Raw genomic sequence first — 24,698 nt, 5'->3', positions numbered from 1 at the left:
CCTCGTATATTCAAAATTTGAATACCTTGGATCGACCTTCATGGACATTGCCCCCGCCACGCTCCTGGCCCGCCTGCTTGCCAAGGGCCGCTTGCGCCACCTGCAGTTGCTGGCGGGCATTGCCGACCTCGGCAGCATCCAGCAGGCGGCCAGCCACATCGGCATGAGCCAGCCCGCCGCCACGCACGCCCTGGCCGATATCGAAGACCTGTTGGGCGTGCGCCTGTTCGAACGCCATGCGCGCGGCATGCGGCCCACGCGCAGCGGCCAGCTCATGGCGGAATGCGCCCGGGGCATGCTGACGACCCTGCGCGCCTCCACCGACTCCGTCACCGCCCTGCGCCAGGGCGCCACCGGCTACCTGCGGCTGGGGGCCATTCCGGCCGCCAGCGGCGGCCTGCTGGCCGAACGCCTGCCGGCCTACATGACGGCGCACCCCGGGCTGCAGGTGGAAATCGTGGAGGGCAGCCGCGAGCAGCTGTTGCCGCAGGCCGCCAACGGCAACCTGGACATGCTGCTGTGCCGGCTGCCCGACGCGGTGCCGACGGGGCTGGAATTCGCGCCGCTGCAACAGGACGAAGCCGTGATCGTGGCGGCGGCGGGCCATCCGCTGCTGGCGCCGGACAGCGCGCCCACGCCGGCTCAGATCGCCAGCCAGCTCTGGATCGAGCCTCGGCCGGAACTGGCCATCCACGCGGTCTTCAAGGCCTTCTTCGAGCGCGCGGGCATCGTTCCCCGCCTGTGCAGGCTGGCCAGCGCCGCCCCGCCCATGCCGCTGCTCATCGCGGTCATGCAGGCCCAGCAGGCCTTGGCGATGGTGCCGCAGACCCTGGCCAACTGGTACCTGCAGCACGGGCACTTCCAACGCTTGCGGATTGCCTCTCCGGGCGCGTTCCAGCCGATAGGCGCGGTCGTTCCCGAGCGGGGACCCGGCCGCGACTTCCTGGAGTGGCTAAGCCGCTAGGGCGAAAAAAAACCGCACCCCCGTAGGGATGCGGCCTTGTTCCTGCGATCAAGGGGGCAAAGCCCCCCCGCCGTGCTTAGACGGCGGCTTCGCGCGCGGCGCGCTTGCGCTCGTTTTCGAGCAGGTAGCGCTTGCGCAGGCGGATCGACTTGGGGGTGATTTCCACCAGTTCGTCGTCGTCGATGAATTCCACCGCATATTCCAGCGACATCTGGATCGGCGGAACCAGGCGCACGGCTTCGTCGGTGCCCGAGGCGCGCACGTTGGTCAGCTGCTTGCCCTTGATGGGGTTCACGACCAGGTCGTTGTCACGGCTGTGGATGCCGATGATCATGCCTTCGTACAGCGCGTCGCCCGGGCTGACGAACATGCGGCCGCGATCCTGCAGCTTCCACAGGGCGTAGGCCACGGCATCGCCATGATCCTGGCTGATCAGCACGCCGTTGCGGCGCTCGCCGATCGAACCTTCCTTGATGGGCGCATATTCGTGGAAGATGTGGCTCATCAGGCCGGTGCCGCGCGTCAACGTCAGGAATTCGTTCTGGAAGCCGATCAGGCCGCGGGCCGGGATCAGGTATTCCAGGCGGGTACGGCCGCGGCCGTCCGGCTGCATATCCTGCAGGTCGCCCTTGCGGCGGCCCAGCTCTTCCATCACGCCGCCCTGGTGGGCGTCTTCCACGTCGATGGTCAGCGATTCGAACGGCTCGCACTTCACGCCGTCGATGTCCTTGAACACCACGCGCGGCCGCGACACGGCCAGCTCGTAGCCTTCGCGGCGCATCGTTTCCAGCAGGATGGTCAGGTGCAGTTCGCCACGGCCCGACACTTCGAACACCGTGTCGTCGCCCGTGTCGCGCACGCGCAGCGCCACGTTGGACTTCAGCTCGCGGTCCAGGCGGTCGCGCAGCTGGCGGCTGGTCACGAACTTGCCTTCGCGGCCGGCCAGCGGCGACGTGTTCACCATGAAGTTCATGGTCAGGGTGGGCTCGTCGATGCGCAGCATCGGCAGCGCTTCCTGCGTCACCGGATCCATCACGGTGCAGCCGATGCCCAGTTCTTCGATACCGTTGACCAGCACGATGTCGCCGGCTTCGGCTTCATCCACCACCACGCGCTCCAGGCCGTGGAACTTCAGCACCTGGTTGATACGGCCGCGGCCGCCCTGGCCGTCGGGACCGAACTTGTAGGCCACTTCCATGCCGGGGCGCATGCGGCCACGGTTGACGCGGCCCACGCCGATCTTGCCGACGTAGCTGTTGTAGTCCAGCGAGATGATCTGCATCTGCAGCGGACCGTTGGGATCGTCGTCGCGCTGCGGCACGTGTTCGAGGATCGCTTCGAACAGGGGGCGCATATCGCCTTCGCGCACGTCGGGGTTCAAGCCGGCGTAGCCCGACAGGCCCGAGGCGTACACCACCGGGAAGTCCAGCTGTTCATCGGTGGCGCCCAGCTTGTCGAACAGGTCGAACGTAGCGTTGATGACGAAATCGGTGCGGGCGCCGGGGCGGTCCACCTTGTTGACCACGACGATGGGCTTCAGGCCGAGGGCCAGCGCCTTGCGGGTCACGAAGATAGTCTGGGGCATGGGGCCTTCGACCGCGTCCACCAGCAGCAGCACGCCGTCGACCATGGACAGCACGCGCTCGACTTCGCCGCCAAAGTCCGCGTGTCCCGGGGTGTCGATGATGTTGATGTGCGTGCCTTCGTATTCGACGGCACAGTTCTTGGCCAAAATCGTAATGCCGCGTTCTTTTTCCAGATCGTTCGAGTCCATGACCCGTTCGGTCAGCGCCTGGTTTTCGCGGAAGGTGCCGGATTGGCGCAGCAGCTGGTCGACCAGGGTGGTTTTACCGTGGTCCACGTGGGCGATGATGGCGACGTTGCGCAAGGCGCGAGTCATAGCGAGTCCTTTAAGGTCAGGGTGGAGGGCAGCAAGCCCTCCGGCAATTCGTTCAGTGCAAGCAATGCCTGCTTCGGGTCTGGCATGGCCTGCAAGGCTTCCAGCGCAACGGCGCGTTCCAGGGAAAATGGCCCGACGTGCGTGCGCCGCAGCGCCGTCAGGTGGGCGTAACAGCCCAGCACGCGCCCGATGTCCTGGGCCAGTGTCCGGATGTATGTGCCTTTACTGCATGCCACATCGATCTCGGCTTCGGTCCCGTTCAGGGACAGCAGTTCGATGCGGTAAATCGTGATCTGGCGCGGCGGCCGTTCCAGCTCGATGCCGGCGCGCGCGTACTCGTACAAGGGCTTGCCGTCGCGCTTGAGCGCCGAATACATCGGCGGAATCTGCTCAATCGTGCCCGAGAAACGTGACAGCGCTTCGCGCAGGGCCTGCTCGTCCACCGCGAAGCCCGGCTCGGCCGTGGACACCACGTTGCCGGTCAGGTCGCCAGAGTCGGTTTCCGACCCAAATTGCAGCGTAGCGCGATATGCCTTGTCGGCGTTCAGCATCGCGCCGGAAATTTTCGTTGCCTTGCCCATACAGCACACCAGCAGGCCGGTGGCGAAGGGATCCAGGGTGCCGGTATGGCCGGCTTTCGCCGCGTCCATGGCACGTTTGGCGCGCTGCAGCGCGTGGTTGCTCGACAAACCTACAGGTTTGTCGAGCAACAGCACACCGTCGAGCGCAAGCCCGCGTCGTTTAGCCATCGTCGGAATCCGGTAATGAAGCAGTGACGACAGCCCGATCAGGACTGGTCTTCAGGTTCGTCGGGCACGCCCGAGTGCGGGCCGGGCCGATTTGCGCGGTCGATCAGGATCGACATTTCGATGCCACGGGCAATCTGCTCGTCGTGGATGAAACGCAAAGTGGGGACAGTGTGAATGTGCAACAGCTTGTAGAGCTGGGAGTGCAGCCAGCCGGCCTTCTCGTTCAGCAAGGCGGTCGCGGCTTCGGGCTCGGCGCCCAAAACCGTGAAGTACACCTTGGCATGCGCGTAGTCGGTCGACAGTTCCACACCAGAGAGCGTGATCAAGCCAGCGCGGGTCGTGTCGATCTCGCGCTGGATGATCCCGGCCAGATCCTTCTGGATCTGGTCGGCCAGCCGCAGATTGCGGCCGGGGATGGCTTTGGACTTGTGACGGCTCATTGGAAGCAATGCCTGGCGGACGCTTTACAGCGTACGCGCGATTTCCTTGATTTCAAAGACTTCCAGCTGGTCGCCCACCTGGATGTCGTTGTTGCCGCGCAGCGTAAGGCCGCAGTCGAAACCCGACTTGACTTCCTTGACGTCGTCCTTGAAGCGGCGCAGCGAATCGAGCTGGCCGGTCCAGTGGACCACGTTGTTGCGCAGCAGGCGGACCTGCGAATCGCGACGCACGATGCCGTCGAGCACCATACAACCGGCGATGTTGCCGATGCGGGAGATGCTGTAGACCTCGCGGATCTCGACCAGGCCGATGACCTCTTCCTTCTTCTCGGGCGCCAGCATGCCCGACATGGCTGCCTTCACTTCATCCACGGCGTCGTAAATGATGTTGTAGTAGCGCACGTCGATGCCGTTGGACTCGGCCAGCTTCTTGGCGCTGGCTTCGGCCCGGACGTTGAAGCCGATCACGACGGCGTTCGAGGCGATGGCCAGGTTGATGTCGCTTTCCGAGATGCCGCCCACGGCGGCGTGCACGACCTGCACGCGCACTTCGTCGGTCGACAGCTTGGTCAGCGATTGCACCAGCGCTTCCTGCGAACCCTGGACGTCCGTCTTCACGATCAATGCCAGGGTCTGCGTGCCTTCGCCCAGGTTGTCGAACATGGACTCCAGCTTCGCAGCCTGCTGGCGGGCCAGCTTGACGTCGCGGAACTTGCCTTGGCGGAACAGGGCGATTTCACGCGCCTTGCGTTCGTCGGACAGCACCATCAGTTCGTCGCCGGCCGCCGGCACTTCGGTCAGGCCCTGGATTTCGACGGGGATCGACGGACCGGCTTCCTGGATCGGCTTGCCGTTCTCGTCGAGCATGGCGCGCACGCGGCCGAAGCTCGCGCCGGCCAGCACCACGTCGCCACGGTGCAGCGTGCCGCTTTGCACCAGGATGGTCGCGACCGGGCCGCGGCCCTTGTCGAGGCGGGCTTCGATCACCAGGCCCTTGGCGGGCGCCTCGACCGGCGCCTTCAGTTCCAGCAGTTCGGCTTGCAGCAGCACGTTCTCGAGCAGGGCGTCGATGCCCTCGCCGGTCTTGGCCGACACCGGCACGAACGGCACGTCGCCGCCGTATTCTTCCGGCACCACCTCCTCGGCAACCAGTTCCTGCTTGACGCGGTCCGGGTTGGCGCTGGGCTTGTCGATCTTGGTCATGGCCACGACCATGGGAACGCCAGCCGCCTTGGCGTGGTGGATGGCTTCACGCGTCTGCGGCATCACGCCGTCGTCGGCCGCGCAGACCAGGATAACGATGTCGGTGGCCTTGGCGCCGCGGGCACGCATGGCGGTGAACGCCTCGTGGCCCGGGGTATCCAGGAAGGTCACCATGCCACGCTCGGTTTGAACGTGGTAGGCGCCGATGTGCTGCGTAATGCCGCCGGCTTCGCCCGCGGCAACCTTGGCGCGGCGGATGTAGTCCAGCAGCGAGGTCTTGCCGTGGTCGACGTGGCCCATGACGGTAACGACCGGGGCGCGCGGCAGCATTTCGGCTTCGGTGCCGGCGGCCGTTTCGTCCAGGAAGGCTTCCGGATCGTCGAGCTTGGCGGCGATGGCGATGTGGCCCAGTTCCTCGACCACGATCATGGCCGTTTCCTGGTCCAGAACCTGGTTGATGGTGACCATCTGGCCCAGCTTCATCAATTGCTTGATGACTTCGGCGGCCTTGACGGACATTTTGTGGGCCAGGTCGGCCACGCTGATGGTTTCCGGCACGTGGACTTCACGTGCGATGAATTCCTGCGGCGCCGGCTCGTTGCGGCGGTCGTTCTGCTGGTTGCGGCCACCACGGCCGCCGCCCTTGCCGCCCTTGCCGCCGGCGCGCCAGCCGTCGCGACTGGCCGGAGCGGCGGGCTTGTCCGCGGGCTTCTTGCGCGAGGCGTCGTCGGACCAGGTCGAAGCGACTTCGGCCGTCTTGATGGTCTTCTTGCTGCCGGGAGCGGCGGGCTTGGCGTCTTTCTTCGCGCCAGGAGCGGCGCCGGGCTTGCCGGCCGGCTTGTGCAGCGTGCCCGAAATCGGCGCGGCGGCAGGCGCCTCCGGTTCGGGAGCGCGCAGCACCTTGCGCGGACGGTTCAGCATCTCGCGCAGGGCAGCGGCTTCGGCCTCGGCGGCACGGCGGGCCTCATCGCGGGCCGTCGGCGTGGCGGAGGCGGCAAGCGGCGGCGCGGCGCGGCGGTTGTCGGCACGGTTGCCGACCTTCGCGGCGGGCGCGGCGGCCTTGACGGGTTCGGACTTCGCGGCAGGCTGGGCCTGCGCGGCAGGCGCGGCGGCCTGGGAGGTAGATGGTTCGGACTTATTGGCTAGCACAACGGGTTCCGGCTTGGCTTCTTCAGCCTTGGGCTCGGTGGTTTCAGTCTTGACTTCGGGCTTGGCCTCTTGGGCCACGGGCTCGGCAGGAGCAGGCGCCGGCGTCGGTTCGGGTTCAGGTTGGGCCTGGACCTCGGCGGGTTTCGCCTCGACGGGGGCGGGCACTTCGGCCGCGACGGATTCAACGGGCGCGGGCGCTTCTACCGGCGCGGGCGCTTCTACAGCAACGGGCTCTTCCGCCTTGGCGGGGGCCTCGGCCTCCGCCTGGACGACGGGCGCGGCCTCGCGAGGCTCGGCCACGGCAGGCGCCTCGGGAGCAGCCGGCGCGGACACCTGCTGCGCCTCTTCGACGGAGGCTTCATCTTCGGCGCGCGCGGACGCGGCCTGTTCCAGGGCGATTTCGGAGGGATCACGCTTGACGAACACGCGCTTCTTGCGCACTTCGACCTGGATCGTACGCGAGCGGCCGGTGGCGTCAGCCTGCCGGATCTCGGACGTCTGGCGGCGCGTCAGGGTGATCTTCTTGCCTTCGGTCGCGCCGTGAGCGCGGCGCAGCGATTCGAGCAATTTCGCCTTGTCGCTGTCGGTGACGGCATCGTCCACCGATTTGAGGTCAACGCCGGCCGAGCGCAGCTGATCCAGCAGCACATTGGCAGGCATTTTCAGCTCGGTAGCGAACTGGGCGACGGTGTTACTCGACATTAGGCTCTCTCTTCCCTATATGCAGCTATTACAAACAACGTGAACTTGCGGGAGGATGGAACGCATCCATCCACCGCAGACCCGTGTCCTTTTGGTTATTCTTCGTCGAACCAATGGGCGCGGGCACGCATGATGAGGTCGCTGGCGTCCTGCTCGGTCAAGCCAGCGATTTCCGCCAGTTCGTCCGTCGCCAATTCGGCCAGATCGTCACGCGTATGCACTTGACGCTCGGCCAGCTTGGCGGCCAGTTCGGGCGTCATGCCTTCGAGTTCAAGCAAATCCTGTGCGGTCTCAAGGCGCTCTTCCTGGGCGATCGCCTCGGTCAGCAGCGCATTGCGGGCACGGGCGCGCAACTCATTGATGGTGTCTTCGTCAAACGCCTCGATTTCCAGCAATTCCTGCATGGGAACGTAAGCGATTTCCTCGATACCGGTGAAACCCTCGTCAATCAGGATGTCGGCGACTTCCTCGTCGACGTCCAGCTTGCTCATGAACGTGGCGCGCAGGCCCGAACGCTCGACTTCCTGGCGGTTCAGGCTTTCTTCCGGCGTCATGATGTTGATCTGCCAGCCGGTCAGCTCGGAAGCCAGGCGCACGTTCTGCCCCTTGGCGCCAATGGCCTTGGGCAGGTTTTCCTCGTCCACCACGACGTCCATCGCGTGCTTGTCTTCGTCAACGACGATGGACTCGACGTTGGCCGGCGCCAGGGCGCCGATGACAAACTGCGCGGGATCTTCCGACCACAGCACGATGTCGACCTGCTCGCCGCCCAGCTCATTGCGAACGGCGGTCACGCGCGAACCGCGCATGCCCACACACGTGCCGATCGGATCGATACGCTTATCGTATGCCACCACGGCGATCTTCGCACGCACCCCGGCGTCGCGGGCGGCGGCCTTGATCTCCAGCAGGCCTTGCTCGATTTCGGGAACTTCGTTCTCGAACAGCTGGCGGATGAACTCGGGCGACGTACGCGACAAGATCACCTGCTGGCCGCGCGCGGCGTGGTCGACACGCAACACAAAGGCGCGGACGCGGTCGGCCACCCGGAGGTTTTCCTTCGGAATCATTTCGGAGCGCGGCAGGCGCGCTTCGATCTTGCCGGTTTCGATGATGGCGTCGCCCTTGTCCATGCGCTTGATCGTGCCGGACACGATGGTTTCGCCACGCTCGAGGAAGTCGTTCAGCACCTGTTCGCGTTCCGCGTCGCGGATCTTCTGCAGGATGGCCTGCTTGGCCGCCTGCGCGCCGATGCGGCCGAACTCGATGGGTTCGAGCGGCTCTTCGATGTACTCGCCTTCCTTGATGCCAGGAACGATTTCCAGCGCGTCCGACAGCATTTCCTGCTTGTCGGGCTCTTGCAGGCCTGCCTCGTCGGGCACGACCAGCCAGCGGCGGAAGCCTTCGTGATCGCCCGTATCCCTATCGATGGCGACACGGATGTCCGCATCATCTTTGAAGCGTTTTTTCATCGCCGAGGCCAGCGCGCTTTCAAGCGCGCCGAACACGACGTCGCGCGTGACGTTCTTTTCACGCGCCAAGGCATCGACCAACAGAAGAATTTCGCGACTCATCGCTTTTTGCCCTTGAAATCCAGAACGGGATCCAGTTTTGCACGTTCGACATCCTCGACCGTGAAATTCAACACCTGGACTTCGTTCTTTTTTGCCTCAAATTCGAGACCGAACACGGTCTTGTGCACCCCAGCAGCCGCGTCGGAGGCCGCGGCGCCGTCTTCGGGCACGGTCAACGTGCCGGAAAAGACCTTGCGTCCGTCCAATGCCTCGCGCAGCTTGATTTCGATGCGCTCGCCTGCGAACCGGCGGAAATCGGCCTCGTTGCGCAGCGGGCGGTCCACGCCCGGCGAACCGACTTCCAGCCGCTTGTAGTCGATGTTCTCGACTTCAAACACCCGCGACAACTGGCGGGATACCTGCTCGCAGTCTTCGATGCGCACACCGCCGACCCGATCGATCGTGACGCGCAAAAGGCCCAGGGCGGCACGCTCGACGTCTACGAGTTCGACGTCCATGCCGGCCAGAGCCTCTTTGGTCAATGCGAATAAATCAGCCATATACTCAAAAAAAATGGGCTGCACGCCCAGCCCACCGTATTGCACAGCGCCCAGCCGCTTCCCTACAACACGTAAGGAGCAATGCTGGGCAGTGCCCTATATTGCGACCTAAATTTTGGCTTGCGCCGCCCGGCCCGCCGTCTGCATCGCCGGCTCGCGCCCGCTGCTTTCCAGCTGGCCACCGGGTTGACGACCGTATCGGTAACCCCATGCGCCGGCACTTTACGAGAAAGCGCACAGCGCCGCTCAACCGGATCGCCGCCTATCTTGCCTGCCTGCCTACCCTGTATTGCCGGGCTTACCCATCCAACTGGCGTCGGGCAAGGGAAAGACGCGAAGCCATGAAAACCATTGATTTTACCAGATAAACTGGAAAAACGCCTGATTCGTCACGGGCTTACGTTTATATGGGACACATCGGGCCCAGCAGCGCGGCCAGCGCGCCGCTTCGCAGCCGTCAACGACCCCGATGGCTGCGCCCGCCCATCACGCCAAGGCGGGACTCATGCGCCGACGCGCCCCGGGGCTGCCAGTCGTCGCCGCGCGGCGCGGCACTACGCGGCGCCCGCGGCTTGCCGCCAGCACCCGGCCCTTTGTTGCCGCCAGAACGCGCACCCTCGGCCTTGTTTCCGCCACGCCCGCCGGCTGCCGGCTTGCCCGTGCGGCCGGCGGCGTTGCCGCCGCGCGCGCCTGCCGGCTTGCCGCCCGGTTTACCGCCGCCAGCGGCCTTGCGGCCGGCGCCTGCCGGTGCCTCGGCTACGTTGCCGGTCGCGGCATTGCCCGACGGACCGTTCGCCGACGCGGCGCGGGGACCTCGCCCCTTCCCGCCCGACTTGCCGCCGGGTTTGCCACCCGCTTTGCCGCCCGCGGCCGACGGACGTCCGCCGGCGGGCTTGCCGCCCTTGCGGTTGCCCCCTTCGCCAGCCAGTGGATGGCCATTGGCATAGCCGCCCGCGATCATCAGCCCGGTCCCGAAAGGATCGGACGGACAAGCCTGCGCCTGCCCCGCGCTGCCCTGGCGGCCGCCCTGCAGCTTGCCGCGGCGGCCGATGCGGGCGCCGTTCATGCCGTTGCGATCCATCGTGCCGAAGCCCGGCGGCAGAGCGCTGTCATGGGATTGAGGCTGCTTGGACCGGCGGCGGTTACCGCCGGATTCGTCGTCTTCACGCAACAGTCCCAGCTGAACCATCAGCGCGCTGACCAGCGACGGATCCAACTCGTCCCAGCGGCCCCGGCGCAACGTGCGCGGCAGGACGATATCGCCGAAACGCGTACGAATCAGCCGGCTGACGGTGACGCCGACCGCCTCGAACATGCGACGGACTTCGCGGTTGCGGCCTTCCTGCAGGGTGACGCGGTACCAGCGATTGCTGCCGTCGCCGCCCAGGTAATCCAGGGAACCGAATGCCGCCAGGCCGTCGTCCAGCTGGATGCCGTCGACCAGGGACTGGCGCTGCGCCTCGTCCATTTCGCCCAGCACGCGAACCGCGTACTCGCGCTCCGTGCCGTAGCGCGGGTGCATGATGCGGTTGGCCATGTCGCCGGAGGTCGTGAAGATCAGCAGACCTTCAGTGTTCAGGTCCAGGCGGCCGACCGACAGCCACTTGCCGGTGCGCAGCTTGGGCAGACGCGCGAAGACGCTTGCTCGGCCGCCCGGGTCGTCATGGCTGACGATTTCGCCCGCGGGCTTGTGATACAGGATCACGCGCGGCGGCTTCTTGGTATTCGTCCGCATGATGGGCTTGCCATTGACGCGGACCTGGTCGTTGGGCGCAACACGCTGGCCGATGTGCGCCGGTTCGCCGTTGACCGACACACGGCCCGCAACGATCAGCTCTTCCATTTCGCGGCGCGATCCGATGCCTGCGTCTGCCAGCACCTTGTGCAGCTTGGGCATGACCGCTTCGCTGTTCAGGTACTTGCCCAGCCGCTGCTCCATGCGGTCTGCGGTATCCAGGTACGACAAAGCCTGCTCGGCTTCCTGCTCCGTGCCACGGGAGTCCGGGGACTCGACCGGGGCGGCGGCGGACTCGGCCGCTGCGGGCTGGCCCTCGCTGGCGGGCGCCTGCTCGGCCGCGGCATCGCCGCGACGGCGGCGGAAAGGCGTCCTCAGCTTGCGTCCGCGCCCGCGGGCGCCGGCTTCGCCTTCGGCCGCCGGCTCACGCGCGGCGGAGGATTCGGGCTGGCCGCTCGAAGCGGCATCATCCGAACGGGGATTGTCGTCCTGCATTGTTGTATTCGTTGTCACTGGGACAGCTCCGAATTTCAAACTTGGGTGGGCCTGCCGGGGGCAGGCTCGTCATCATCTGGGGACGCCGACTCTCGGTCGGCCTCGGGCCGCTCGAGGCCTGCCTCGTCCGGTTCCGGGGAGGCGGCATCCGGGCCAGGCCGAACAGGATCGGCAAAACCGGAAGCGGGCTCATGCCCGGCAGCGGCAGGCGCCGCGGTATCGGTCTCGTCAATCGGGTCGGTCGGTTCCGCGTGTTTTGCGTTCTCGACGCTTTCCTTTGCAGCACCGGCCTCTGGGGCATCGGCGGCCATATCGGAAATGTCGCTGCCAACCTCGCCGTCGGGAAAACCGGGCGCGGCTGGCGTATCGGACAAGCCTTCGGCTTGCTCCCGGACGGTGGATTCGTCTGCGGGATCCGCGCCTTCTTCTGTGCGCGAAAGCCGGAATTCTACGCTATCGACCGGGTCTGTGGGTATATCCTGTTCCGAAACAGACAATTCCGCAACCGGGATAGCGGCCGAGGGCACCTCGGATTCGCCCATCACCTGCTGCACCTCGCCCAGATCCAGGCCGGCCAGCGCGGCAGCGGCCTGCGCGGACTCCAGCGCGGGCAATTCGTCCAGCGCGCGCAGGCCCAGGTCATCGAGGAACTGCCGCGTCGTGCCGAACAGGGCGGGGCGCCCCGGCGCGTCGCGGTGGCCAATGACCTCGATCCAGCCCCGGTCCTCCAGGGCCTTCACGATCTGCGACGACACGGTCACCCCGCGGATGTCTTCGATATCGCCCCGCGTCACCGGCTGGCGCCAGGCCACAATGGCCAGCGTTTCCATCACAGCGCGGGAGTATTTGGGCGGCTTCTCGGGATTGAGCCTTTCAAGGTAGCGCTGCATGCGCGGCCGGCTCTGGAAGCGCCACCCCGTCGCCAGCTGCACCAATTCCAGGCCGCCATCGGCCCAGTTGCTCTGGAGCGTCTCCAGCAGCGCGCGCAGCGCGCTATTGTCGAATAGTTCATCGTCCCCGAATAGCTTGCGCATTTCGGACAGTTGCATCGGCTGCGCCGCGCACAGAAGCGCGGTTTCCAGCACGATTATTGCCTCGCTATCGTTCATCGACATTCAAATTCAAAAGGGCTAACTTGCGCTAGGTTGAAAATAAGGCTACTATTCATTTCTCAGACGCGGGGTGGAGCAGTCTGGCAGCTCGTCGGGCTCATAACCCGAAGGTCGTAGGTTCAAATCCTGCCCCCGCAACCAAATTGATCGAGGCCTGGCGAATTCGCCGGGCCTTTTTCATTTGTGCGGCGCCTGCCGGCACACAGGCAAAACGAGCGCCAAGCACCACGCAACCCGCCGCCCGGCACTCGGCCTCAATGGCGAGCCAGCAACAGACAGCGTTGGTTTGCGAAGTTCTCACTGGATTCCTGTGTATACCGCCACCCGCTTCGGTCATGCGCCGGAACGGCCGCGTCAATCGAATCTGAGCGGAATGCCCGCCACGACCGTGCGCGGCAAACACCTTAAGCAATTTCTGGAAAAGCTGGCACAAATCGCCAACTAGACTGCGGAATGCGCCGGCAACCCGGCGCCACCTTCCGCGGCATCGATATCAAGGACCTGAATCGCCAGGCACCTGGCGCCACGGCGCGGCGGACAAACCGCCACCATCCGGAAGCCCGATGCGCCTCCCCTCGTGCACCCGGAAACCGGCTCCGCGATGCTGCGGCTCTTCCCCGAGCCGAAACTACGATTCTTAGATGTTTTCCAAGACTACATGACGGCGGACATCAGCCTGCCGCGCAACGGCCTTCGGGGAGAAGTTCCGGCCAACCTCGCCGGGCCCACTGAAGCCGTCGCCAAATTATACCGTCAACTACCCTGCCCTCAAGCGCCCGGACCTTTCGGCGCGTCCCGCACGGTTACGCCCCGGGCTTGTCCCAAGGCGTGGATTCCAGCCGCTCGACCAGGAAATCCAGCATCGAGCGCAGGATCAGCGGCATCTGGCGGCGCGAGGCATAGATGCCGTAAATGCCCAGCTCCTGGGGTTTGCTCTGCGCCAGGATAGCCCGCAGGCGGCCGGCCGCGACGTACTCAGAAGCGTAGTAGGTCGGCAGCATGGCAATGCCCGCGCCCTCCAGGGCCGCGCGCGTCAGGACCGACACCTCGTTCGCGCTGATGTTGCCGCTGACCGGCACATCCACGGTTTCGCCATCGCGCTCGAAGCGCCACAGGCTCTTGCCGAAATACGAATGGGTCAGGCAATTGCGCAGGGACAGATCCTCGATGCGCGCCGGCACGCCCTCGCGCTCCAGGTACTCCGGCGAGGCGCAGACCACCGAACGGCAGACCGCCAGCTTGCGGGCGATCAGATTGGGATCCAGGTCGTTGGTGATGCGCACGGCCAGATCGACCCGCTCTTCCACCAGATTGACGGCGCGGTCCACCAGCATCAAGTCCACCGACGTGCCCGGATGCCGCTTCACGTACTCGGTAATCGCGCCGGCCAGATGGCGGGAACCGAACGACATGCTGGTGGTGATGCGCAACAAACCGCGCGGCGTATCTTCCGGCGTGGCTACCGCGCTGCGCAGGTCCCCCACCATGTCCAGCATCTGCCGGCAGCGCGGCAACGTCTCGGCGCCGGCGGGGGTCAGGCTGAGGCGGCGCGTCGTGCGGTGCAGCAAACGCACGCCGACCCACTGCTCCATCTCTGCGAGATAGCGCGACACCATAGCGCGCGACATGTCCAGATGCACCGCGGCCGCTGACAGGCTCCCCCTGTCGGCGACTTCGACGAACACCTGCATGGCTTTCAGACGATCCATGATTGTCTCGATTTCTGCATCAGACTGATCGGTTATACCGTATTTCCGTGCAACACCGACACCACAAATCGAGAGCCTCGCGCCCAAGGCGCCGCCATCTGGCGGCGATCAGCCGGGCGGCTGGCCCAGCGCCTCGCCGACGGCGCGCCGCAGCGCATCGCCATCGAGGCCGCGCAAGATAAAGACGAGCCGCGACGCGCGATCGCCGTCCGGCCACCGGGCAAGCTGCCTGACCGGATAGAGTTCGCCATGCACCCCATGCACCTCGCATGGCAGGGCCTCGCCCTCGAAGCACACCAGCCCCTTCATCCGCAGCAAGCCCGGCCCGAAACGCTCCAGAATCCGCGACACCCCGGCGAGAAATGCCGGCCGGCCGACCGGCGACTGCAGGACCATCGAAAAGCTCGCCACCTGCGCATGCCCGCCCGCCCGCGGCGCCGAAAAGGGCCGCAGCCAATTGGCCAGCGCAACCCCATCGCGCCGGGCTTGCATGTCCGGCCCTTCCCGCAGCACACTGGCCAGAGGTTCGCCGGGCCGCTGCACGCAACGCTGCGCGCCGGGATTGATGGCAACGACGGCCTGCTCCGCGCGGCGCAACTGATCATCGTCGGCCAGATCCGCCTTGCTGAACACCACGGCGTCCGCCAAGGCCAGTTGCCGCGATGCTTCCGGCTGCCCGGCCAGTTGCTCCGCCCCCTGCCGCGCATCCACCAGCACGATCGCTCCGCGGTATTCGTAGCGCTCGGACAGGAAACGGTCGTGCTTGAGCGTGAACAGGATGGACGCGGGGTCCGCCAGCCCGCTGGTCTCGATCAGCACGCGGCGAAACGGCTTGATCCGGCGGCTGAGCGCCTGCATGAACAGGTCGCGCAGGGTATCGACCACCGCGCCGCTGACCACGCAGCACAGGCACCCGCCTTCGACCAGGACGACATTGTCGCGCGCCTCGCGGACCAGATGATGATCGACGCCCACATCGCCATATTCATTGACGATCACGACGGCATCCGCATATGCCGGATCCCGCAGCAGGCGATTGAGCAGCGTGGTCTTGCCGCTGCCCAGGAACCCGGAGATCACCGTTACGCCGATGCGCTTGCGGTCTTCCTCGTCCCTATGAACTTCTTCCCTATGAACTTCTTCCATATGAACCGTCCGATGGGCGCGTTGGGCGCCAGCCGGCGCCGCCGGCCCGCGAAAACCAAAAGGGCCATTCACTTGCGTGAATGGCCCTGAATTCTTTGGCTCCCCGAGCTGGGCTCGAACCAGCGACCTGCGGATTAACAGTCCGTCGCTCTACCGACTGAGCTATCGGGGAACTGCTAAGAAGTGAGATTATGAACGAAATTTTCAACCCATGCAAGTCCGTACTTTTTTTGCTTTTTCCCCGCCTCTCGTTTCACATCGGCAAAAAACTCTGATATGATTTCGGTCTTTCCAGATCAGGCCCCATAAACAAGGGCACGGTTGAGAAAAAAAGCAGCAAAAATGGTATTGCCGGCATAGCTCAGTTGGTAGAGCAGCGCATTCGTAATGCGAAGGTCGTAGGTTCGACTCCTATTGCCGGCACCAGAATTCAAAAAGCAGCCCTCTCGGGCTGCTTTTTTCATTTCCGGGCCGCCCGGCGCCCTGCCTTCGCCGCCCGCCGCGCCAGCCCGACGCGGGAACTCCCCCCGCTGCCGCGCGTCCAACTTTCCGGACCATCCTAGCGGACACTGCCATGCGCATTCTCCTTGTCGAAGACGACATCATGATCGGCGAAAGCGTCCTGGACTGCCTGCGCGCGGAGCACTACGCCGTCGATTGGGTCAAGGACGGCAACGCGGCCGACCTCGCGCTGCGCACCGACGCCTACGACCTGGTTCTCCTGGACCTGGGCCTGCCCAAGCGGGACGGGCTCGCGCTGCTGCGCGATCTGCGCGGCCGCAAAGACCGCACGCCCGTGCTGATCGCCACCGCCCGCGACGCGGTCAGCGACCGGATCGCCGGACTGGACGCCGGCGCGGACGACTACATCGTCAAGCCCTACGACGTGGACGAACTGCTGGCCCGCATGCGCGCGCTGATCCGCCGCAGCGCGGGCCGCGCCGAACCGGTGTTCGAGCACGAAGGCATCACCATCGACCCACAATCCCATGCCGCGATGGTAGATGGCTCGCCCGTGACCCTGACCGCCCGCGAATGGGCCGTGCTCGAACCGCTGATCGCGCGTCCCGGCATGATCTTCTCGCGCGCCCAGCTGGAAGAAAAACTGTATAGCTGGAAAGACAGCATCAGCAGCAACGCGGTTGAGGTTTATATTCATGGCCTGCGCAAAAAACTGGGTCCGGACCTGATCCAGAATGTCAGAGGCGTCGGCTATGTCATCCCTAAAACATGAGCATTCCGCTTAGCTATTCGCTGAGGGCCCGGCTGCTTTTCTTCCTGCTGGCCGCCATCTTGCTGGGCGCGCTGGTGCAGGGCGCGATCGCCTATCGCAGCACGCTGGCGCAGGCCGACGATATCTTCGATTCTCTGCTGCAACGCACCGCCCTGTCGCTGGGCACCGGCGATGGGCTGCTCAGTACGGGGCCTCGGCATGCGCTCGGCGCAGGCTCGCCCGTGGCTGACGACCTCATCATCCAGATCTGGACGCCCGACGGCGTGCGCGTCTTCAACTCGCGCTCGCGCCGCCCGCTGCCCGACCAGATCATCCTGGGGTTCTCCGACGCCAAGATGCAGGGCAGCACCTATCGCGTGTACTCGTTGGCCACGCCCTTCCAGGTCATCCAGGTTGCGCAGGACATGGCGGTCCGCAAAGATATGGCGCGGGCACTGGCGCTGCGCACCGTCGCGCCGATCGCGGCCGCGGCCCCGCTGCTGATGCTGATCATCTGGTGCGTGGTCAGCTGGTCGCTGCGGCCAGTGAAACGGGCACGCGCCCAGGTGGCGGCGCGGCAGCCCGAAGACCTCTCCCCCATCAGCGTGCGGGGGCTGCCCGACGAAATCCGGCCGCTGGTCCAGGAACTGAACCTGCTGCTCGAACGCATGCATGGCGCCTTCGCGCTGCAAAAGCAATTCGTGGGCGATGCCGCGCACGAATTGCGATCTCCGCTGGCGGCCCTGCGCCTGCAATTGCAGGCCTTGCAGCGCGCGGGCGACGCGGACGGCCGTCAGCTGGCCGAGCAGCGCCTGGCGGCCGGCATCGACCGCGCGACCCGCCTGGTGGAGCAATTGCTGTCCATGGCGCGCCATGAAAGCGCCGCCGGCCACGCGCCCGCCGAGGCCGTGGACCTGGCGGACGTGCTGCGCCAGGCCGTGTCCGAAACGCTGCCGCAAGCCAATGCGAAATCGATCACCGTGGATCTGGACGGCGCGCCGCAGGCCTGGGTGCAAGGCCATCGGGATGCGCTTGCGCTGCTGGCCCGCAACCTGCTGGACAACGCGGTCAAGTACACGCCCGAAGGCAAGCGCATCCGCCTGCACCTGGAACAGGCGGCGGGACAAGCCGTGCTGCAGGTCGACGACGAAGGCCCCGGCATCGCGCCGGAGGAGCGCGAGCGCGTGTTCGACCGCTTCTACCGCATCGAGGGCAACACGCAGCACGGCAGCGGCTTGGGGCTGGCGATCGCGCGCGCCATCGCCGCCCGCCACGGCGCGACGATCGCGCTGCAGGACGCTCCGTCCGGCCAGGGCCTGCGCGTGAAGGTGGTTTTTCCCACTTAAGATTCCCCTAAGTGTTAGGCCCGAAGATAGCGCCATGTCCTTCAACATGAACGCAGGAGCCGCCATGAAGACCTCCCAAATGAAACCCTCGCGCCTGGTGATGGCGCTGCTGGCAGCCGGCGCCATTGGCGGCGCCGGCGCAACCGCCGTCGTCGGCGGCGTTTCGATGGCGGCCACCGCGCCGGCCGCCTCCGCCCCCTTCTCGGCGGCCAATCCGTCCACCCCGTCCAACTTCGCGCAGATCACGCGCGACTACGGGCCCGCCGTCGTGAACATCAGCGTCAGCGGCACCCGCAAGGTATCCGCCAGCGAAGGCGATCCGTTCGCCCAGTTCTTCGGCCAGTTCCCCGGCGGCCGCGGCCAGATGCCTTCTCGCGAGGTGCCGATGCGCGGCGAAGGCTCCGGCTTCATCGTCAGCAACGACGGCATCATCCTGACCAATGCGCACGTGGTGCAGGACGCCAAGGAAGTCACGGTGAAGCTGACGGACCGCCGCGAATTCAAGGCCAAGGTGCTGGGCTCGGATCCGCAGACCGACGTGGCCGTGATAAAGATCGACGCCAAGAACCTGCCCGTGGTCAAGGTGGGCGACGTCAACCAATTGCAGGTGGGTGAATGGGTGCTGGCCATCGGCTCGCCCTACGGCCTGGAAAACACGGCCACGGCGGGCATCGTCAGCGCCAAGGGCCGCTCGCTGCCCGACGACACCTCGGTCCCCTTCATCCAGACGGACGTGGCGGTCAACCCCGGCAACTCCGGCGGCCCGCTATTCAACGACCGCGGCGAAGTCGTGGGCATCAATTCGCAGATCTACAGCCGCACGGGCGGGTTCCAGGGCCTGTCCTTCTCGATCCCGATCGACGTGGCCTACAAGATCAAGGATCAGATACTCGAGCACGGCAAGGTGCAGCACGCCAGGCTCGGCGTGACGGTGCAGGAAGTGAACCAGGACCTGGCCGACTCCTTCAAGCTGGATTCGCCCTCGGGCGCGCTGGTGTCCGCCGTCGAAAAGGGCAGCGCCGCCGCCAAGGCCGGCCTGCAGCCCGGCGACGTGGTCCGTCAGATCGACGGCAAAACCATCGTGTCCTCGGGCGACCTGGCGTCCACGATCACGCTGGCCTCGCCGGGCGAGAAGATCAAGCTGGATATCTGGCGCAACGGCGCGCACAAGGAACTGGTCGCCACCCTGGGCAGCATCCCCGCGGACAAGACGCAAGCGTCGGCGGGAGACCAGGAGGTGCAGCGCGGCCAGCTGGGCCTGGCGCTGCGGCCGCTGAGCCCGCAGGAACAGCAGGCGGCGGGCACCGAAGGCCTGCTGATCGAACGGTCGATCGGACCGGCCGCCAAGGCCGGGATCGAGCCAGGCGACGTGCTGCTGTCCCTGAACGGGGTGCCCGTGCACAACGTCGGGCAAGTCAAGGAAGCCTTGTCCAAGGCCGGCAAGACGGTCGCCCTGCTGGTGCAGCGGGGCGAGGACAAGATCTTCGTGCCGGTGCAGATCGGCTGACGTCCGGCCGCCCGTTACACCGAGGGCGGCAGTTATTCCGCGTCGGGCTGCTTGCCCGGCGCGGCCGCGTCGAAAGCCGGCAATTCGCGGCAGGCGGCGTCGATGCGCACGATATTGGGCATGGCCGACAGGTCGCAGCCGAAACGCTGCGCGTTGGCCACCTGGGGCACCAGGCACACGTCGGCGATCGTCGGCGTGTCGCCGTGGCAGAAACGGCCGGTGGCGCCGGAGTTCGCCAGCTGCGCCTCCAGGGCCTCCAGCCCCTGATGCACCCAGTGCTGGTACCAGGCGGTCTTGGCGTCCTCGTCCACACCCAGGGTGTGCTTCAGATACTTCAGCACGCGCAAGTTGTTCAGCGGATGCGTATCGCAGGCTATGCCCAGCGCCAGGTCCCGCACGCGCGCGCGGCCGATCGCGTCGCCCGGCAACAAGGGGATCTGGGGATGCGTTTCTTCCAGGTACTCGATGATGGCCAGCGACTGCCCGATGACGGCATCGCCGTCGACCAGCGTCGGCACCAGGCCGGTCGGATTCATCTTGCGGTAGCCGGCCGACAACTGCTGCCCGCCGTCTTTCAGCAGATGGACCGCCAGGTATTCGTAGGGCAGGCCCTTCAGGTTGAGGGCGATGCGCACCCGGTACGCGGCCGAACTGCGAAAGTAGCTGTACAACTGCATGGAGTCTCCTTGATGTTCTGATCCGGGGCCGCCCGCGGCGGCGCCCGCGGGCCTATTCCAGCGATTCCGTTTGCGCCGACTTGCGCGACAGGCCCTTGGGCAACGGGAAAGCCACATTCTCTTCCAGGCCCGGCATGGTGCGCACCGACACCGCGCCCAGTTCCTTGACGCGCTCGATCACCTGCTGCACCAGGATCTCCGGCGCCGAGGCGCCCGCCGTCACGCCGATGCGCTTGCGGCCGACCAGCCAGGCCGGGTCGATGGACTGCGCGCCATCGATCAGGTACGAAGCCACGCCCTTGCGCTCGGCCACCTCGCGCAGGCGGTTCGAGTTGGAGCTGTTGGGGCTGCCGACCACCAGCACCAGGTCGCAGTCCGGCGCCATCACCTTGACCGCGTCCTGGCGATTCTGGGTGGCGTAGCAGATATCGCTTTTCTTGGGTTCGACGATGCTGGGAAAGCGGGCCTTCAGGGCCTGGGACACCGCCGCCGCGTCATCCACGGACAGCGTGGTCTGCGTGACGTAGGCGAGGTTGTCCGGGTCCGTCACCTGCAGGCCGGCGACGTCTTCCACGGTCTCGACCAGATACATGCCGCCCTGGCCCTGGCCCAGCGTGCCTTCGACCTCGGGGTGGCCCTTGTGGCCGATCATGATGATCTCGCGGCCCGCCGCCCGCATGCGCGCCACTTCGATATGGACCTTCGTGACCAGGGGACACGTAGCGTCGAAGACCTGCAAGCCGCGCGCTTGCGCTTCCGCCCGCACCGCCTTGGACACGCCGTGAGCCGAAAACACCACGATCGAGCCCGAGGGCGCGTCGTCCAGTTCGTCGATGAAGACGGCGCCTTTGGCGCGCAGGTCTTCCACGACATAGCGGTTGTGGACGATTTCGTGGCGCACGTAGATCGGCGCGCCATGCAGTTCGAGCGCGCGCTCGACGATATCGATGGCGCGATCCACGCCCGCGCAGAAGCCGCGCGGCTGCGCCAGCAGGACTTCGGCGTCGGAAGCGGTTACGGCCTGGCTCATCAGAGCACCCCCAGGAGCGCCACGTCGACCCGCAGGCTGATGCCCGCGAGCGGGTGGTTGAAATCGAACAGCGCCGATTCCTCGTTGATTTCCTTCAGGACGCCCGAATAGCGTCCGCCGTTGGGCGCGGTGAACTCCACCAGGTCGCCCGGCTCGAACGTGGCATCGGCGCCGGCGTGCTCGGCGAGCATCGCGCGCGTGACGCGCTGGATGAGTTCCGGGTTGCGCTCGCCATAGGCGTCGGCCGGCGCCACCGTGACGCTGAAACGCTCGCCTTCGGCGCGGCCAATCAACGCCGCCTCCAGGCCGGGCGCCCATTGGCCGCTGCCCAGTTGCAGCGTGCCGGGACGGCCGTCGAAGGTATCGGCGAACACCGAATCCTTGCCAGGGCCGGAGGCCAGCGTAATCCGGTAGTGCAGCGTCAGGTAGGAATCCGGACGGACCAAAACGTTCACTTCATTAGAGGCGGTGCTCAAGATCTGCCACCGTATAGGCAATTGAATGAACCTTGATTTTAGAGCCTCTTATGAAATTGTCCGCCCGGCTGCAAAAACACGAGCGTCCCCGGGAGCGGCTGCTGCGCCACGGAGCCGCCGCGCTCCAGGATGCGGAACTGCTCGCCGTCGCCCTGCGCACGGGCATTCCCGGCCTGCACGTCGTCGAATTATGTAACCAGCTGCTCAGGCAGTTCGGCGGCCTGCGGGGCCTGCTGGGCGCCACGCCCGAGGAACTGATGGCGGTTCCCGGCCTGGGCGCCGCCAAGGCCTGCATGCTGGCCGGCCTGCTGGAACTGGCCCGCCGCGCCATCGAGGAGGAACTGCCGCGGATCAGCAGCCTGGATCACCCCTTGCAGGTAAAACAATATTGCAAGCTCGCGCTCGGCCACCGCCGGGTGGAACACTGCATCGCCCTCTATCTGGACAACCAGTTGCGCCTGATCGCCACCGGCGAACTGGCGCGCGGCACGCTGTCACAAGCCTCGGTCTACCCCCGGGAGGTCGTGCGCGAGGCCCTGCGCCACCATGCGGCCGCCCTCATCGTCGCCCACAACCACCCGTCCGGCGTGGCCGAACCCAGCGCCGCCGACCACGGTTTCACGCAACACCTGAAAAAGGCGCTGGCCCTGGTGGATATCAAGCTCGTGGACCACCTGATCATCGCTGGCGACGCCGTGGTCTCCATGGCGGAACGAGGCAGCCTGTAAATGCTGCGCCAGGCGCCGGAATTCGTTAGACTACCGCCCGTTATTGCTTTAGGCTTAACCTAATTCCGGCATCACGCGACCTTTTTCCGCCCGACATGAAGCGCCTGTGGGATATTTCCCCGCCCGTCTCCACGGCTTCGCCTGTCTTTCCAGGCGACACGCCGTACCGCCAGCAATGGAAATGGTCGCTTGCGCCCGGCTGCCCGGTCAATGTCAGCGAAATCACGCTGTCGCCGCATATCGGCGCGCACGCCGATGCGCCCCTGCACTACCAGAATGGCGCCGCCGCCATCGGAGCCGTTTCGCTGGAGCCGTTCCTCGGCCCCTGCCGCGTCATCCACGCCATCGATTGCGGCCCGCTCATCACCGTCGACCATCTTGCCCATGCCGCCCTGAACCTGCCGCCCCGCGTGCTGGTCCGCACGGCCAAGCATGCCGCGCAAGACTGGTGGACCGATGATTTCTCCGCCTACGCCCCCCAGACCATCGAATGGCTCGCCGAACGCGGCGTCATGCTGATCGGGCTGGATACCGCCAGCATCGACCCCGCATCCAGCAAAACCCTGGACAGCCACCACACAATCTTGCGCCACGACATGCGGGTACTGGAAAATCTGGTGCTCGATGCGGTGCCGGAAGGCGATTACGAACTGATCGCGCTGCCGTTGGCGCTGGTCCAGGCTGATGCCAGCCCGGTTCGCGCGGTCCTGCGCGAACTGTAGGCAGGTCCGACGCCCTGTGGGCGGCAGGACGAAATCCTGCCGCTCCGTTCTGGAAGCACGACCATGAGACACCATTTCGACCCGCGCGCCGCGCTCGCCCGCGCCCGCCCCCATGCGCCCGGCTGGCGCGCGCTGCCCGCCTCGGCGCGCCGCGCCGCCCCGCCCTGCCAGGGAGGCCGCGCATGAGCCAGACCGAACGCCCCGAAGACATCGTCCGCGAGGAAAAAGCGCAGCTGGATTTCACGCGCGACATGACCTACGGCGATTACCTGCACCTGGACGCTCTGCTCGGCGCGCAGCATCCGCTGTCGCCCGAGCACAATGAGATGCTCTTCATCATCCAGCACCAGACCAGCGAGCTCTGGATGAAGCTGATGCTGCACGAGCTGCGCGGCGCCATCGACAACGTCGCGGCCGATCGCCTGCAACCCGCCTTCAAGATGCTGGCCCGGGTCAGCAAGATCATGGAACAACTGGTCCATGCCTGGGACGTCCTGGCGACCATGACGCCGCCCGAGTACTCCGCGCTGCGCCCCTACCTTGCGCGCTCCAGCGGGTTCCAGAGCTACCAGTACCGCCAGATCGAATTCCTGCTGGGCAACAAGAACGCGGCGATGCTCAAGCCGCACGAACACCGGGCAGACCTGTTCGCCCAGGTGCAGCGCGCCTACGAGGCGCCCTCCCTGTACGACGAAGCGCTGCGGCTGCTGGCGCGCAAGGGCCTGGACGTGCCCGCCGACCATCTCGAGCGCGACTGGACACAACCCTACCAATCCTCGGAAGGGGTGGAGGCCGCCTGGCTCGCCGTCTACCGGCAGCCGGACCGCTACTGGGACCTGTATCAGCTGGGCGAAAAGCTGACCGACCTGGAAGACGCGTTCCGGCTGTGGCGATTCCGCCACGTCACGACGGTCGAACGGGTCATCGGCTTCAAGCGCGGCACGGGCGGCACGTCCGGGGTGGCGTACCTGCGGCGCATGCTGGAAGTGGTACTGTTTCCCGAGATCTGGAAGCTGCGCACGGACCTCTGACGGCCCGCTACGCTACGGCCCCGTTTTCTGGCGGGTGGCGGCCCCGGCCCCGCTCCGCCACCCGGCCCTTGGCTGCGGGAAATTTCCCATGTTAGAATTCAGGGTTACTTTTTGGATACGTGGCTAGAGCCAATACTGGATGCTTGGCGTCCCTAGCTGGCGACCCTAACAACTGAGAAAGGCTCGAAAGAGCCCTAGGAAAGCACCATGAAAGAAGGCATTCACCCCGAATACCGCGAAGTCGTCTTCGCCGATCTGCAAACGGGCAACAAGTTCATCACCCGTTCGACCGTGCAAACGCGCGAAACCATCGATCTCGACGGCAAGACGTACCCGCTCTTCAAGTGCGACGTGACCTCCGAATCGCACCCGTTCTACACGGGCGCCCAGACGCGTATCGTCGAAACCGGCCGCGTGGAAAAGTTCCGCGCCCGCTTCGCCCGTACCGCCGGCACGGTCAAGTCCGCTTCCTGATCCTGTCGCTCCCGCAGGAGCCACAGCAAAAAGGCAGCCTTCGGGCTGCTTTTTTTCCTCCCTAGCAGCCTATTGCCGTGCTGGGGGCTAGCGCAACCCGACCACTCGGTTACATT

Annotated in this window: 22 protein-coding genes and 3 tRNA genes; 11 read left to right on the top strand and 14 right to left on the bottom strand. The window is 65.8% G+C overall.

The window, feature by feature from the left end:
• Window positions 1-40: 40 nt before the first annotated feature.
• Complete coding sequence (locus AGI3411_RS17175) at window positions 41-964, top strand: LysR family transcriptional regulator (RefSeq protein ID WP_129528575.1); 924 nt, start codon at window positions 41-43, stop codon at window positions 962-964.
• Window positions 965-1,040: 76 nt separating this feature from the next.
• Here the strand turns inward: AGI3411_RS17175 and typA are convergent, their stop codons facing one another.
• The 8 genes from typA to scpB all read right to left on the bottom strand — a co-directional run bounded on the left by typA (window position 1,041) and on the right by scpB (window position 12,526).
• Window positions 1,041-2,864, bottom strand: a complete 1,824-nt coding sequence (gene typA, locus AGI3411_RS17170) for a translational GTPase TypA (protein ID WP_129528574.1) — start codon at window positions 2,862-2,864, stop codon at window positions 1,041-1,043.
• The gene (gene truB, locus AGI3411_RS17165; RefSeq protein ID WP_129528573.1) at window positions 2,861-3,613 is read right to left on the bottom strand and encodes a tRNA pseudouridine(55) synthase TruB; all 753 of its coding nucleotides are present in this window, start codon (window positions 3,611-3,613) and stop codon (window positions 2,861-2,863) included. The genes typA and truB overlap by 4 nt, the downstream gene beginning before the upstream one ends.
• Before the next feature lie 38 nt (window positions 3,614-3,651).
• Window positions 3,652-4,053 (bottom strand): 30S ribosome-binding factor RbfA, encoded by a 402-nt coding sequence (gene rbfA / locus AGI3411_RS17160; RefSeq protein ID WP_102774817.1) that lies wholly within the window; start codon window positions 4,051-4,053, stop codon window positions 3,652-3,654.
• A gap of 24 nt (window positions 4,054-4,077) precedes the next feature.
• Complete coding sequence (infB, locus tag AGI3411_RS17155) at window positions 4,078-7,107, bottom strand: translation initiation factor IF-2 (RefSeq protein ID WP_129528572.1); 3,030 nt, start codon at window positions 7,105-7,107, stop codon at window positions 4,078-4,080.
• A 95-nt stretch (window positions 7,108-7,202) separates the two neighbouring features.
• On the bottom strand, window positions 7,203-8,681 hold the full coding sequence (nusA, locus tag AGI3411_RS17150; RefSeq protein WP_129528571.1) for a transcription termination factor NusA: 1,479 nt from the start codon (window positions 8,679-8,681) through the stop codon (window positions 7,203-7,205).
• Window positions 8,678-9,181, bottom strand: coding sequence for a ribosome maturation factor RimP (gene rimP, locus AGI3411_RS17145; protein ID WP_129528570.1), 504 nt, complete (start codon window positions 9,179-9,181; stop codon window positions 8,678-8,680). Before rimP ends, nusA begins: the two co-directional genes overlap by 4 nt.
• A 457-nt stretch (window positions 9,182-9,638) precedes the next feature.
• A complete protein-coding gene (gene rluB / locus AGI3411_RS17140; protein ID WP_165359198.1) occupies window positions 9,639-11,411 on the bottom strand; it encodes a 23S rRNA pseudouridine(2605) synthase RluB in 1,773 nt (590 codons plus the stop codon).
• 35 nt (window positions 11,412-11,446) lie between these two features.
• Window positions 11,447-12,526 carry an SMC-Scp complex subunit ScpB gene (scpB, locus tag AGI3411_RS17135; RefSeq protein ID WP_129528568.1) on the bottom strand — a complete coding sequence of 360 codons (1,080 nt, stop codon included), beginning with the start codon at window positions 12,524-12,526 and terminating at the stop codon, window positions 11,447-11,449.
• 61 nt (window positions 12,527-12,587) lie between these two features.
• Here scpB and AGI3411_RS17130 point away from each other — a divergent pair.
• Window positions 12,588-12,664: transfer RNA gene (locus AGI3411_RS17130), tRNA-Met, on the top strand.
• 169 nt (window positions 12,665-12,833) lie between these two features.
• On the top strand, window positions 12,834-12,968 hold the full coding sequence (locus AGI3411_RS30530) for a hypothetical protein (RefSeq protein ID WP_279638351.1): 135 nt from the start codon (window positions 12,834-12,836) through the stop codon (window positions 12,966-12,968).
• A 358-nt stretch (window positions 12,969-13,326) separates the two neighbouring features.
• On the opposite strand, the gene AGI3411_RS17125 is transcribed toward AGI3411_RS30530, so the two are convergent.
• From AGI3411_RS17125 to AGI3411_RS17115, 3 genes are all read right to left on the bottom strand, one after another.
• Window positions 13,327-14,232, bottom strand: coding sequence for a LysR family transcriptional regulator (locus tag AGI3411_RS17125; protein WP_129528567.1), 906 nt, complete (start codon window positions 14,230-14,232; stop codon window positions 13,327-13,329).
• 108 nt (window positions 14,233-14,340) lie between these two features.
• On the bottom strand, window positions 14,341-15,378 hold the full coding sequence (locus tag AGI3411_RS17120) for a CobW family GTP-binding protein (RefSeq protein WP_129528566.1): 1,038 nt from the start codon (window positions 15,376-15,378) through the stop codon (window positions 14,341-14,343).
• Window positions 15,379-15,474: 96 nt separating this feature from the next.
• Window positions 15,475-15,550 (bottom strand) — tRNA-Asn (locus tag AGI3411_RS17115).
• Window positions 15,551-15,728: 178 nt separating this feature from the next.
• On the opposite strand from AGI3411_RS17115, the gene AGI3411_RS17110 reads away from it, so the two are divergent.
• The 4 genes from AGI3411_RS17110 to AGI3411_RS17095 all read left to right on the top strand — a co-directional run bounded on the left by AGI3411_RS17110 (window position 15,729) and on the right by AGI3411_RS17095 (window position 19,444).
• Window positions 15,729-15,804: transfer RNA gene (locus AGI3411_RS17110), tRNA-Thr, on the top strand.
• 148 nt (window positions 15,805-15,952) lie between these two features.
• A complete protein-coding gene (locus AGI3411_RS17105; RefSeq protein ID WP_129528565.1) occupies window positions 15,953-16,612 on the top strand; it encodes a response regulator in 660 nt (219 codons plus the stop codon).
• Window positions 16,609-17,937 (top strand): ATP-binding protein, encoded by a 1,329-nt coding sequence (locus tag AGI3411_RS17100; protein WP_129528564.1) that lies wholly within the window; start codon window positions 16,609-16,611, stop codon window positions 17,935-17,937. The genes AGI3411_RS17105 and AGI3411_RS17100 overlap by 4 nt, the downstream gene beginning before the upstream one ends.
• Window positions 17,938-18,001: 64 nt before the next feature.
• A complete protein-coding gene (locus tag AGI3411_RS17095; RefSeq protein ID WP_129528563.1) occupies window positions 18,002-19,444 on the top strand; it encodes a DegQ family serine endoprotease in 1,443 nt (480 codons plus the stop codon).
• Window positions 19,445-19,476: 32 nt separating this feature from the next.
• Here the strand turns inward: AGI3411_RS17095 and maiA are convergent, their stop codons facing one another.
• The 3 genes from maiA to AGI3411_RS17080 are packed head-to-tail and all read right to left on the bottom strand — an operon-like array spanning window position 19,477 to window position 21,627.
• On the bottom strand, window positions 19,477-20,121 hold the full coding sequence (gene maiA, locus AGI3411_RS17090) for a maleylacetoacetate isomerase (protein WP_129528562.1): 645 nt from the start codon (window positions 20,119-20,121) through the stop codon (window positions 19,477-19,479).
• 52 nt (window positions 20,122-20,173) lie between these two features.
• Window positions 20,174-21,151: a 4-hydroxy-3-methylbut-2-enyl diphosphate reductase gene (gene ispH, locus AGI3411_RS17085; protein ID WP_129528561.1), complete on the bottom strand. Its 978-nt coding sequence runs from the start codon at window positions 21,149-21,151 to the stop codon at window positions 20,174-20,176.
• Window positions 21,151-21,627, bottom strand: a complete 477-nt coding sequence (locus AGI3411_RS17080) for an FKBP-type peptidyl-prolyl cis-trans isomerase (protein WP_129528560.1) — start codon at window positions 21,625-21,627, stop codon at window positions 21,151-21,153. The genes ispH and AGI3411_RS17080 overlap by 1 nt, the downstream gene beginning before the upstream one ends.
• Window positions 21,628-21,677: 50 nt before the next feature.
• Between AGI3411_RS17080 and radC the strand changes: the two genes are divergently transcribed.
• From radC to AGI3411_RS17060, 4 genes are all read left to right on the top strand, one after another.
• Complete coding sequence (gene radC, locus AGI3411_RS17075) at window positions 21,678-22,355, top strand: RadC family protein (RefSeq protein WP_129528559.1); 678 nt, start codon at window positions 21,678-21,680, stop codon at window positions 22,353-22,355.
• 95 nt (window positions 22,356-22,450) lie between these two features.
• A complete protein-coding gene (kynB, locus tag AGI3411_RS17070; protein WP_129528558.1) occupies window positions 22,451-23,077 on the top strand; it encodes an arylformamidase in 627 nt (208 codons plus the stop codon).
• A gap of 182 nt (window positions 23,078-23,259) precedes the next feature.
• Entirely contained in the window at window positions 23,260-24,108 is an 849-nt protein-coding gene (gene kynA, locus AGI3411_RS17065) for a tryptophan 2,3-dioxygenase (protein ID WP_129528557.1), read from the top strand.
• A gap of 207 nt (window positions 24,109-24,315) precedes the next feature.
• Entirely contained in the window at window positions 24,316-24,582 is a 267-nt protein-coding gene (locus AGI3411_RS17060) for a type B 50S ribosomal protein L31 (RefSeq protein WP_043549053.1), read from the top strand.
• Window positions 24,583-24,698: the final 116 nt, after the last annotated feature.

Source organism: Achromobacter agilis (genome assembly GCF_900496965.1).
Taxonomy (GTDB): Bacteria; Pseudomonadota; Gammaproteobacteria; order Burkholderiales; family Burkholderiaceae_B; genus Achromobacter; species Achromobacter agilis.
Note: the sequence above shows the minus strand (reverse complement) of the source record. Positions and strands in the feature narration are given on the sequence as shown.

Bases quoted from the DNA above. Each gene is read 5' to 3' on its own strand.
- maiA (WP_129528562.1), bottom strand. From the start codon at position 20,121: ATGCAGTTGTACAGCTACTTTCGCAGTTCGGCCGCGTACCGGGTGCGC.
- typA (WP_129528574.1), bottom strand. From the start codon at position 2,864: ATGACTCGCGCCTTGCGCAACGTCGCCATCATCGCCCACGTGGACCAC.
- truB (WP_129528573.1), bottom strand. From the start codon at position 3,613: ATGGCTAAACGACGCGGGCTTGCGCTCGACGGTGTGCTGTTGCTCGAC.
- rbfA (WP_102774817.1), bottom strand. From the start codon at position 4,053: ATGAGCCGTCACAAGTCCAAAGCCATCCCCGGCCGCAATCTGCGGCTG.
- AGI3411_RS17060 (WP_043549053.1), top strand. From the start codon at position 24,316: ATGAAAGAAGGCATTCACCCCGAATACCGCGAAGTCGTCTTCGCCGAT.
- ispH (WP_129528561.1), bottom strand. From the start codon at position 21,151: ATGAGCCAGGCCGTAACCGCTTCCGACGCCGAAGTCCTGCTGGCGCAG.
- AGI3411_RS17105 (WP_129528565.1), top strand. From the start codon at position 15,953: ATGCGCATTCTCCTTGTCGAAGACGACATCATGATCGGCGAAAGCGTC.
- rimP (WP_129528570.1), bottom strand. From the start codon at position 9,181: ATGGCTGATTTATTCGCATTGACCAAAGAGGCTCTGGCCGGCATGGAC.
- AGI3411_RS17100 (WP_129528564.1), top strand. From the start codon at position 16,609: ATGAGCATTCCGCTTAGCTATTCGCTGAGGGCCCGGCTGCTTTTCTTC.
- nusA (WP_129528571.1), bottom strand. From the start codon at position 8,681: ATGAGTCGCGAAATTCTTCTGTTGGTCGATGCCTTGGCGCGTGAAAAG.
- radC (WP_129528559.1), top strand. From the start codon at position 21,678: ATGAAATTGTCCGCCCGGCTGCAAAAACACGAGCGTCCCCGGGAGCGG.
- AGI3411_RS17120 (WP_129528566.1), bottom strand. From the start codon at position 15,378: ATGGAAGAAGTTCATAGGGAAGAAGTTCATAGGGACGAGGAAGACCGC.
- rluB (WP_165359198.1), bottom strand. From the start codon at position 11,411: ATGCAGGACGACAATCCCCGTTCGGATGATGCCGCTTCGAGCGGCCAG.
- AGI3411_RS17125 (WP_129528567.1), bottom strand. From the start codon at position 14,232: ATGGATCGTCTGAAAGCCATGCAGGTGTTCGTCGAAGTCGCCGACAGG.
- kynB (WP_129528558.1), top strand. From the start codon at position 22,451: ATGAAGCGCCTGTGGGATATTTCCCCGCCCGTCTCCACGGCTTCGCCT.
- AGI3411_RS17095 (WP_129528563.1), top strand. From the start codon at position 18,002: ATGAAGACCTCCCAAATGAAACCCTCGCGCCTGGTGATGGCGCTGCTG.
- kynA (WP_129528557.1), top strand. From the start codon at position 23,260: ATGAGCCAGACCGAACGCCCCGAAGACATCGTCCGCGAGGAAAAAGCG.
- infB (WP_129528572.1), bottom strand. From the start codon at position 7,107: ATGTCGAGTAACACCGTCGCCCAGTTCGCTACCGAGCTGAAAATGCCT.
- scpB (WP_129528568.1), bottom strand. From the start codon at position 12,526: ATGTCGATGAACGATAGCGAGGCAATAATCGTGCTGGAAACCGCGCTT.
- AGI3411_RS17175 (WP_129528575.1), top strand. From the start codon at position 41: ATGGACATTGCCCCCGCCACGCTCCTGGCCCGCCTGCTTGCCAAGGGC.